This is a genomic window from Sphingomonas sp. (genome assembly GCF_031426035.1).
In the GTDB taxonomy this organism is placed as follows: Bacteria; Pseudomonadota; Alphaproteobacteria; order Sphingomonadales; family Sphingomonadaceae; genus Sphingomicrobium.
In genome coordinates this window covers 1-10,136 of sequence record NZ_JANPKO010000164.1, presented here as the reverse complement: position 1 = coordinate 10,136, position 10,136 = coordinate 1, and the positions used below count along the sequence as shown (strand labels likewise).

Annotated in this window: 8 protein-coding genes; 5 read left to right on the top strand and 3 right to left on the bottom strand. The window is 68.0% G+C overall.

What is annotated here, in order from left to right; all coding sequences use genetic code 11:
• The 3 genes from RMP08_RS12280 to RMP08_RS12270 all read left to right on the top strand — a co-directional run.
• The coding region (locus RMP08_RS12280; protein ID WP_310469288.1) for a transketolase C-terminal domain-containing protein at positions 1-1,819 on the top strand (1,819 nt) is incomplete at its 5' end.
• Complete coding sequence (locus tag RMP08_RS12275) at positions 1,820-3,031, top strand: 2-oxo acid dehydrogenase subunit E2 (RefSeq protein WP_310469287.1); 1,212 nt, start codon at positions 1,820-1,822, stop codon at positions 3,029-3,031.
• A gap of 108 nt (positions 3,032-3,139) precedes the next feature.
• Entirely contained in the window at positions 3,140-4,159 is a 1,020-nt protein-coding gene (locus RMP08_RS12270; protein WP_310469286.1) for an AI-2E family transporter, read from the top strand.
• 3 nt (positions 4,160-4,162) lie between these two features.
• Here RMP08_RS12270 and RMP08_RS12265 read toward each other — a convergent pair whose 3' ends face one another.
• From RMP08_RS12265 to RMP08_RS12255, 3 genes are all read right to left on the bottom strand, one after another.
• Positions 4,163-5,773, bottom strand: coding sequence for an MFS transporter (locus RMP08_RS12265; RefSeq protein WP_310469285.1), 1,611 nt, complete (start codon positions 5,771-5,773; stop codon positions 4,163-4,165).
• 67 nt (positions 5,774-5,840) lie between these two features.
• Positions 5,841-6,839 (bottom strand): ornithine cyclodeaminase family protein, encoded by a 999-nt coding sequence (locus RMP08_RS12260; protein ID WP_310469284.1) that lies wholly within the window; start codon positions 6,837-6,839, stop codon positions 5,841-5,843.
• Positions 6,836-7,654: a chromate resistance protein ChrB domain-containing protein gene (locus RMP08_RS12255; RefSeq protein WP_310469283.1), complete on the bottom strand. Its 819-nt coding sequence runs from the start codon at positions 7,652-7,654 to the stop codon at positions 6,836-6,838. The genes RMP08_RS12260 and RMP08_RS12255 overlap by 4 nt, the downstream gene beginning before the upstream one ends.
• 290 nt (positions 7,655-7,944) lie before the next feature.
• Here RMP08_RS12255 and RMP08_RS12250 point away from each other — a divergent pair, with 290 nt between their 5' ends.
• Positions 7,945-9,363 carry an MBOAT family O-acyltransferase gene (locus RMP08_RS12250; RefSeq protein WP_310469282.1) on the top strand — a complete coding sequence of 473 codons (1,419 nt, stop codon included), beginning with the start codon at positions 7,945-7,947 and terminating at the stop codon, positions 9,361-9,363.
• Between the two features lie 19 nt (positions 9,364-9,382).
• Positions 9,383-10,136 (top strand): hypothetical protein (locus RMP08_RS12245; protein ID WP_310469281.1); only part of this gene is annotated, 754 nt, incomplete at its 3' end.

The window sequence follows — 10,136 nt, the reverse complement described above, 5'->3', positions numbered from 1 at the left end:
GCTCGCGTTGGACGTTCCGCTGGCCGACGCGCTTGGCTCGGGAATGGGACTCGCCGGCGGCTATTCCGACGGCCGCGATATCGGCGTGGTGTTCAATTACCCCAATCCCGGCGGCGCCCACGCGCTGCCGATGTGCGGCGGGGTGGGGGCGCAATACACTCCCGCGGCGGGCTGGGCGCAGGCGATCGCCTACAAGGCCGAGGTGCTCAAAGAGGGGCCTGACGATGCCATCGCGGTGGTGCTCGGCGGCGATGCGAGCTGCGCCACGGGCGGGTTTTGGTCCGCGCTAACAATTGCCACGACTCAACAATTGCCGCTGCTGATCTACGTTGAGGACAATGGCTACGGGATCTCGGTCCCCTCGGACTATCAGACCCCGGGCAAGGACATCGCCGCCAACCTCGCGAGCTTCTCGGGTCTGACCATCTTCAACGGCGACGGCACCCATCCCGACGAAGCCGCGCGGCTGGTGGGCGAGGCTGTGCGGCACGTGCGAACCAGGCGTGCGCCCGTGCTGCTGCGGCTGACCGTGCCGCGGCTCGAGGGGCACAGCTTCCAGGACACCCAGGGCTATAAGAGCGAGGCCGAAATCGCCGCAGAATGGGCGCGCGACCCGCTACCCAAATTGAAGGCGCACTGCGCCGCGGTGCAGCTCGGCGACGAGCAATGGACGGCCTTGGAAAGTGAGGTCGCATGGGCGGTTGACGCCGCGCGCGCCGAAGCGGAAGCGCGCGGCGTGTCGTCGCCCGAGCGGGTCGCCGACCATGTCTTTTATGAGGGCACGGCGAGCGAAGTCGGCGGCGGGGCTGGGCTCGGCCTCGACGGCACCACCGACCAGCCGCAGCCGGAAGGCCAGCGCATCAACATGGTCACCGCGATCCGCCGCGTGCTCGACCAGGAGCTCGCCGCCAACCCTAAAGTGCTGCTGTTCGGCGAGGACATCGGCCCCAAGGGCGGGGTCCACGCGGTGACGCTCGGCTTGCAGGAAAAGTACGGGCGGGCGCGGGTGTTCGACACCTCGCTGAACGAGGAAGGTATCGTCGGCCGCGCGGTCGGCATGGCGCTCGCCGGGCTGATGCCCGTGCCCGAAATCCAGTTCCGCAAATATGCCGAGCCGGCGACCGAGCAGATCAACGATTGCGGGACGATGCGCTGGCGCACCCACAACCGTTTTGCGGCGCCGATGGTGCTGCGCGTGCCGGGCGGCTTCTTCAAATGCGGCGACCCGTGGCACAGCCAGACCAACGAGGTGCAGTTCGTCCACAACCCCGGGTGGAAGGTCGCGGTGCCGTCCAATGCCGAGGACGCGGTGGGGCTGCTGCGCGCGAGCCTTCGCGGGCACGACCCGGTGCTGTTCTTCGAGCATCGCGCGATGCTCGACGACAGCTGGGCGCGGCGGCCGTGGCCGGGCGATGCGTTCGTGCTGCCGTTCGGGCGCGCGCGGAAGACGCGTGAGGGCGATGCAATCACGATCGTCACCTGGGGCGCGATGGTGCCGCGCTGCGAGGCCGCGGCGGACGGCATTTCCGCCGACGTCATCGACCTGCGCACCTTGATGCCGTGGGACCGCGACATGGTGCTCGACAGCGTCCGCCGCACCCGCCGCTGCCTGATCGTCCACGAGGATTTGCGCACCGGCGGGTTCGGCGCCGAGATCGCCGCTGTGGTTGCCGACGAGGCGTTCCTCGATTTGGACGCGCCCGTAGCCCGCGTAACGATGCCCGACATCCCCAGCCCGCATCATCCGTCACTGATGGAAGCCGCTTTGCCTTCGCCCAAAAGCATCCGCGCCGAAATCGACCGCCTGGTGGGGTTCTAGATGACCATCGACGTCCTCGTTCCCGACGAGCAGGAAGGGACCAAGGCGGTGGTCCGCGCCTGGCTCCGCCAAGTCGGCGATGCGGTCGCCGAGAACGATCCCTTGGTCGAGCTCGAGACCGACAAAGTCACCCAGGAGGTGCCCGCGCCGGCCGCCGGGGTGCTCAGCGAGATCTTGCTGGATACCGACGCCGAGGCGGTGCCAGGGGCGCTGCTGGGGCGGATCAGCACCGACATTACCCAATCCGATCCTCCCGAGCATAGTCGAGGGACTAGGCCGAGCGCAGCCGAGGCTTCTCGCTCCGCTCGAACAAGTCCCTCGACTTCGCTCGGGATGAACGGGGGTGGCGAGGCGCGCCTGTCGCCCTCGGTCAAACGTGCCGTTCTCCAGCACGGCATCGACCCCGCGCGGCTGTCCGGCACCGGGCGCGGGGGGCGGATCACGCGCGAGGATGTCGACCGCGCGGTCGGCGCAGCCACCGTGGTCAGCGTCGGCGCGCCCGCCACCGCGCAGCCGCGCCAGTTCGCCGGCGGCGACATCCCGCACGACCGCATGCGCCTCAAAATTGCGGAAAACATGGTGCGCGCGGTCAGCGACGCGCCCCATGTCACCGCTTTGTTCGAAGCCGATTTCTCCGCGGTCGCCGCGCACAAGGCCGCGCTCGCCGCTGAGGGCACCAAGCTCAGCTACACCGCATACATCGTGAAAGCCGCCGCGGACGCGATGGCGGTCGCCCCGGCGATCAACGGGCGGTGGGAGGACGACCGCATCGCGGTCTCGCCAACCATCGACATCGGCGTCGGCACCGCGCTCGGCGACAAGGGGCTGGTGGTCCCGGTGGTCAAGGACGCCGGGGCGCTGTCGCTCGAGCAAATCGGCGCCAAGCTCGACGACCTCACGGCACGCGCGCGCGCCGGCAAATTGACCGGCGCCGACGTCTCGGGGGGCAGTTTCACCATCTCCAACCACGGCGTGTCGGGCTCGCTGCTGGCCAGCCCGATCATCCTCCACGCCGGCCAGGCCGCGATTCTCGGGATCGGCAAATTGGAAAAACGCGTGGTGGTGCGCGAGATCGGCGGGCAGGACGCGATCCTGGTGCGCCCGATGGCCTACGTCACCTTGACCATCGACCACCGCGTCGTCGATGGCCACCAGACCAACGCCTGGCTGACCCGCTTCGTCGAGATCCTCGAAGGCTGGCCCGCGGCCTGAGCCGAATCGTTATCGCGGCGGAACAGTTGCGCGCGCGGCGCTTTGTCGATCGAGCGACGGTCGGAGGCGAGATTGGCACAGCGCGGTGAAGTACCAACCAGCGAGAAAATGTTCGTCCGCCGGGTCCTGATCGTCCTTGGCCTCGCCGCGCTGGTGTTCCTGTTGTGGCAATTGCGGATCATCCTGCTGATGCTGTTCGGGGCGGTGGTCATCGCCTCGATCTTTCGCGCGGTAGCCGACTGGCTGTGCTCCACCGCGCGGCTTCCCGCCAAGGTCGCGACCGGGCTGTCGATCGTGCTCGTCCTCGGCACCGTCGGCGGGCTGGTCGGGCTGTTCGGGGCGCATATCGGGCAACAAGTCGACGAACTGGCCAAGGCGCTGCCGGCGGCGTGGGCGGCGCTCGAGGCGCAGATTGGCAATTTCGGGCTGAGCAACCAGTTTGAGCGGCTGATGGCGAGCATCACCACCCCCGGCGGCAGCAGCCTGTCCGGGTTCGGCCGCACTTTGCTCTCAATCGGCGGCGGCATCGCCGATCTCGTGGTCGTCATCTTCGCCGGAATCTATCTCGCCACCCAGCCCAATTTCTATCGCATCGGTGCGATCAAGCTGGTGCCTCCGGCGCGGCGCAAGGTGGCCGCCGAAGCGATGCACGAATCCGAGCGCGCACTGCGGCTGTGGCTGAAGGGCCAGGCGATCGCGATGATTGCCGTGGGCGTGACCACCGGCGTCGGGCTGTGGGCGCTCGGCATGCCGTCGGCGCTGGTGCTCGGATTGCTTGCCGGGCTGCTTGAGTTCATCCCGTTCGCCGGGCCGATCATTGCGGCGGTGCCGGCGGTCCTGCTCGCGCTGGTGGTCGGCCCCGACATGGCGCTGTGGGTGGCTCTGCTCTACCTCGTCATCCAGCAGGTCGAAGGCAATCTGCTGTCGCCGCTGATCCAGCAATATGCGGTCGATCTGCCCGGCGTCGTTCTGCTGTTTTCGCTGATCGGGTTCGGCACTTTGTTCGGCACGCTGGGGGTGATCCTGGCCGCGCCGCTGGCGGTGGTGACGATGGTGATGGTCAAGCGATTATATGTGATCGAAACGCTCGACACGCCGACGCCGATTCCTGGCGAAAGCAAGGGTTGAGGATCAGTCGAGTCGGCGCCCGCGGGTTTCGGGGAGCAGCAGCAGGCCGATGACGAAGCCGATCCCGGCGATCGCCACCGGGTACCACAGCCCGGCGTAGATATTGCCGCGCGCGGCGACGATGGCGAACGCGGTGGCCGGCAAAAAGCCGCCGAACCAGCCGTTCCCGATATGGTAGGGCAGCGACATCGCGGTGTAGCGGATGCGGGTCGGGAACAGCTCGACCAGCAGCGCCGCGATCGGCCCGTAGACCATCGTCACATAGAGCACGAGGATGAACAGGATCGCGGTCACGCGGACGCGGTCGATGCGCGCCGGGTCGGCCTTTTCGGGGTAGCCGGCGGACGCCAGCGCGGCCTTTAGCTCCGGCGCGAACTGCTCCGCCGATTGCACGGCGATCGTGCGCTCGCCGACTTTGACCGCCGCACCGCCCGCAGCGCCGACATTGTCGTAACTGACCCCTGCTTTGGCCAGTGCCGACTTGGCGATGTCGCACGGGCGGCGGTCGAACTTGGTTTTGCCGATCGGATCGAACTGGAACGAGCAGCCGGCGGGATCGGCGATCACCGTCACCGGGGCGCGCGCCTGCGCCTCGGCCAGCGCGGGATTGGCGGCGGTGGTCAATGCGGCGAACAACGGGAAATAGGTCAGGGTTGCCAGCGCCAGCCCGGCGAGGATGATCGGCTTCCTCCCGATGCGGTCCGACAACCAGCCGAACAGCACGAAGAACGGGGTCGCCAGCGCCAGGGCGATCGCCACCATGATGTTGGCTGCGGCGGCATCGACCTTGAGCACGCGCTCGAGGAAAAACAGCGTGTAGAATTGCCCCGCGTACCAAACGACGGCCTGGCCGGCGACCGCGCCGAACAGCGCGATCAGCACGACCTTCAAATTGATCCAGCGCCCGAACGCTTCTTTGATCGGCGCCTTCGAGCGCGTCCCCTCGGCCTTCATTTTTACGAATGCCGGGCTTTCCGCCAACTGCAGCCGGATCCACAGCGACACGCCGAGCAGCACCGCCGAGAGCAGGAACGGGATGCGCCAGCCCCAGTCCTTGAACGCCTCCTCGCCGAGCGCGGTGCGGGTGCCGATCACCACCAGCAAGGCGGCGAACAGCCCGAGCGTCGCGGTGGTCTGGATGAAGCTGGTGTAGAGGCCGCGTCGGCCTTCGGGCGCGTGCTCGGCGACGTAGGTTGCGGCGCCGCCATATTCGCCGCCGAGCGCGAGCCCCTGGACCAGCCGCAGCACCACCAGCAGCACCGGCGCGGCGACTCCGATCGAAGCGTAACCCGGCAAAAGTCCGACGAGGAAGGTTGCCAGCCCCATCAGCCCCATGGTGATGAGGAAGGTGTATTTGCGCCCGACCAGGTCGCCGAGCCGCCCGAACACCAGCGCCCCGAACGGCCGCACCGCGAACCCCGCGGCAAACGCGGCGAGGGCAAAGATGAACGCGCTGGTCGAATCGACCCCGGCGAAGAACTGCTCGGAGATGATCGCCGCGAGCAGCCCGTAGAGGTAGAAGTCATACCATTCGAACACGGTGCCGAGCGACGATGCGCCGATCACCAGCACATCGCGGCGGCGCGACGGTTCGGATGCGGATGCCTTGTTCACTTGCTCTCCCGGCCGCAGTGCTCGACCGGCGCAGGCTGGCCGATTGCGCGCGGCTCGGCAAGCGGGGCTAGACTTCTCCGAGCACGATCGCGAGCCCGCTGCCGTGTTCGAGAGCACGGCGGTAGATCAGCGCCGCCGCCGCGACGTCCTGCAGCGCGGTGCCGGTCGAATCAAACAGGGTGATCTGCTCGTCGCTCGTGCGTCCCGGCCGATGGCCTGCGACCAATTCGGCGAGTTCGGCATGGACGTCGCCCAGCGGCATCGCGCCCGCCGCGATCGCGTGGTGCAGGTCGCCCATTGCGACGCATTGATCGACGACATCGACGACGACCAACGCGTTGGCCATCAGCGCCGGCGCGATTTCGCTCTTGTCGGGACTGTCGGCACCGACCGCGGCGATGAATGCCCCCGGACGCACCGTGTCCGTGTCGAGGAACGGCGTTCGCGCGGTGGTGCAGGTCACGATCACGTCGCTCTTCCAAGCTGCCTTTGGAAGGTCCGTCGCTAATTCGATGGGAAATCCCTCGGCGGTTGTATTGCGCGCAAACGCAGCAGCCTTGGCCTGGTCGCGGTCCCACGCGGATCCGCGCGCCAGCGGCAACACCTCGCGCAGCGCGGCGAGCTGCGCCGCGCCTTGTTCGCCGCAGCCGCAGATCAACACGCTGTGGGACTGCGCCCGGGCCAGGAAGCGCGCTGCCAGCGCGGTCGCCGCGGCGGTGCGGCGCAGCGTGACCTCGATCGAATCCATTACCGCCAGCAGCGCGCCGGTGGTGCCGTCGCACAGCAGGATCGCGCCCTGTATCGTCGGCAACCCGATGCGCTCGGGATTGCCGGGGAAATTGGCGTTGAGCTTGAGCGCGACATAATCGCGCTCGAGGTGGATGCGCGCGCCCTTGGCGTGAAACGTCCCACCCGTACCGCAAATCGCCATTGGCGGCGGAGACTGGGCATGGCCGTCGGCCGCTGCGGCAAAGCCATCTTCGACCGCCCGCAGCCAATCGGCAGGGCGCATCAGCGCGGCGATGTCGCGGCGGGTCAGGATCAGCGCCGCTGGGGCCGCGCTCACCGACCCGCGCGCGGCTTGGGCGTGTGCGACACCCAATCGTGCGTCTCGTCGACCGCATCACGGCACCAGCGGTACAGCGCATCGTACAGGATCATCCCCGCGTCGAGCTGGGCGAGGTCGTCGGTGAACATCCGCGATAGGCCAAGCGACAGCGCGAGCAGGCCCGCTGCCTGGGGTGCGAGGTCGAGCCGCGCGGTGTCGGCGCCGCGCACGACCACCGCCAGCCGCTGCAGCGCATCGACCCCGCCGAGCCCGAATTGCTCGATCATCACGTCGAACGTGCACAGCTCGCCGCGGTGGCTCCAGAAAACGCCGTCGACATCGAACGGTGTCGCGCCGAACCGTTCCGCGACACCGGCCACTTCGCCCGGCGCGACGAACAGGAGTACGGCGTCCGGATCGACGAAGCGGCGGATCAGCCACGGGCAGGCGATGCGGTCGACCTTGGGCCGCGCGCGCGTCACCCACACGGTATGGCCATCGGCGTTGCGCGGCGGGATGGCCGATGCGGCGACCACCGGCTGCCCTGCCGCCGCCCAGCCGTCGAACCCGCCTTCGAGCATCTCGGCGTCGATTCCGGCACTGCGCAGCCAGGCGGCCACCCCCGCGCTGCGCTCCTCGCCCTTGACGCACACCACCACGGTGGGGCGCCGCGCGAGCGACCCGGCCCATCCGGCGACATCCTCCGCGGCGTAGCGGCGGGCGCCCGGGATCAGGCCCTCGCCGCCGGGCCGGACGTCGATGATGACGGGCGCGGCGGGCGTGCCCATCAAGCGCGCAAGCTGGTCGGCGGAAATCGAATTGAAAGCAGGCATGTGGCGTCCCTTCCTGGTGGAGGACGCGATGCTTCAGCCTGTCGCCTCATGGGGAGATCGCGGTCCCCATCGCGCGATTAAACGAGCGGCCCGCGACCCTGTCAAGCGGTCCACAACTTTCGCGCGGACCGTCTTGCGTTTCGGCGGCGGCTGAACGACAAGTTCGCGCCGGCCAAACGGGAGCAGTCCCGCGGCCTGCGTGTCATGCGTTCAATCGGTCCGATTTGCTGGGGGGCATCGATGGCATCGAATGAGCGGGCGCGCGGCGTCCGCAGCGGCAGGGCCGCCGCATGATCTTCAACTCGCTGACCTTCGTCGTCTTCCTCGCTATCGTGCTCGCGGTGTGGAGCATGCCGCTCGGGTGGACGCCTAAAAAGGTCTTCCTGCTCCTCGCCAGTTACCTGTTCTACGCCGCGTGGAACCCGCCGTTCGTGATCCTCTTGTGGATCTCGACCGTGGTCGACTGGTGGGCGGCGCAGGCGATGGTCAAGTCCGACCGCCCGGCCACGCGCCGCGGCTGGATGATCGCCTCGGTGGTGGTCAACCTCGGCATGCTCGGCTTCTTCAAATACGGCCAGTTCCTGCTCGACAATTTCGTCGTGCTCGCCGCCTCGGCGGGGGTCGAGTACCGCCCGCCCGAGTGGAACATCATCCTCCCGGTCGGCATCAGTTTCTATACCTTCGCGACCCTGAGCTACACGCTCGACGTCTATCTGCGCCGTGCCAAGCCGGCCAAGAACTTCCTCGACTACGCTTTGTTCGTGACCTTCTTCCCGCACCTCGTGGCGGGGCCGATCATGCGCCCGACCGAACTCGTCCCGCAGTTCGCCGAGCCCAAGCGCGCAACCCGCTCGATGCTGCTGTTCGGGCTCGCTTTGGTCATCCTCGGCCTGTTCCAGAAAGTGGTGCTCGCCGACGGCTTCCTCGGGCCGGTCGTCGAAAAGGTCTACGACGCGCGCTCGGGCGTGCCGCTGATGCTCGACGCGTGGGTCGCGACGCTGGCGTTCAGCGGGCAGATCTTCTGCGATTTCGCGGGCTATTCGACCACCGCGATCGGCGTCGCTCTGTGCCTCGGCTTCGCCATGCCCGACAACTTTCGCTTCCCCTACGCGGCGATCGGTTTTTCGGACTTCTGGCGGCGCTGGCACATTACCTTGTCGAGCTGGCTGCGCGATTATCTGTACATTCCGTTGGGCGGAAACCGCCACGGGCCGCTGCGCACCTACGCAGCGCTGATGGGGACCATGTTGCTCGGCGGGCTGTGGCATGGCGCGGCATGGACGTTTGTCGCGTGGGGCGGGCTGCACGGCCTCTATTTGTCGGTCGAACGCTGGCTGAGGGGCCGCTATGCCGGAGTCACGCTCGGCCGCGGCTCGCTGGTCGCGCTCGGACTGCTGACCTTCGTCCTGGTCAACCTCACCTGGGTATTTTTCCGCGCCAAGGATTTCACCGTCGCCGCGACCATGCTGCAATCGATGGCCGGGCTGGCCGCCAAGCCGATCCCGATGATCGCGGCACTGCCGATGATTTACGCGATGGTCATCGTCGGCGGAATCGTCGCCACCCACTGGTGGATGCGCGACAAGACGCTCGAGATCGCCGTCGAGCGCACCCCGGCGTGGCTGGTCGGCGCACTGCTGAGCATCATGGCCATCGCGATCGTCGCCGAACAGGGAGCGGGCAGTGCCTTCATCTACTTCCAGTTCTAAGCCGCCGCCCAAGGGCGTGTTGAAGCACGAGGGGGCGCTCCCCGCCGGGCTGCGCCTGACCGCCTCCGACCGTCCCGGCCAGGCCCAGCCGGTGCCGACCCGCGACATCCCCGAGCAGCCGTGGGGGCGGGTCATGGCCGGCGTCGCCATCGCGCTCGCGCTCGGGGTGGTTGCGCTCGAGGCCAATGCGCGGCGCATCGGCCTGCATGCCGGCGATCTCGACAACAGCCAGGTGGCGTGGGTCAAGGAGCGCGCCCGCTCGCAAGCCGCTGCGGTCGCCATCGTCGGCGATTCGCGCATCCTGTTCGACACCGACCTCGACCGCTTTGAGGCGCTGACCGGCATTCGCCCGGTGCAATTGGCGATCCACGGCACCAGCGCGCTGACCCTGCTCGAGGATGTTGCCGCCAACGAGAATTTTTACGGCCTGCTGATCGTCGGGCTGGCCGACACCATGTTCTTCATGCCGTTCGACGGCTACGGAGAATATGTCCGCCGCCGCGGCGACTTCACTTCGCCGTCGGGGCGCATCTCGACCGAGCTCGACCACATCCTCCAGCGCCGCCTGGCGTTCCTCGATTCCAACCACCGCCTGAGCGTCCTCGCCCACCGCCTCGACCCCGACTTCCGTCCCGGCGTCGAAGGCCCCAAGCACGACATCTGGAAGGTCCAGGAAGTCGGCGAAGGGCGCCAGACCTGGATGTGGCCCCGGGTCGAGAAGGATGCCGCATACCGGGCCCGCACGCGCTGGGCGTGGAAAGGCTTCAAGGACC

Coding starts and splice junctions, on each gene's coding strand:
- RMP08_RS12255 (WP_310469283.1), bottom strand. CDS start 7,654: ATGCCTGCTTTCAATTCGATTTCCGCCGACCAGCTTGCGCGCTTGATG.
- RMP08_RS12275 (WP_310469287.1), top strand. CDS start 1,820: ATGACCATCGACGTCCTCGTTCCCGACGAGCAGGAAGGGACCAAGGCG.
- RMP08_RS12250 (WP_310469282.1), top strand. CDS start 7,945: ATGATCTTCAACTCGCTGACCTTCGTCGTCTTCCTCGCTATCGTGCTC.
- RMP08_RS12270 (WP_310469286.1), top strand. CDS start 3,140: ATGTTCGTCCGCCGGGTCCTGATCGTCCTTGGCCTCGCCGCGCTGGTG.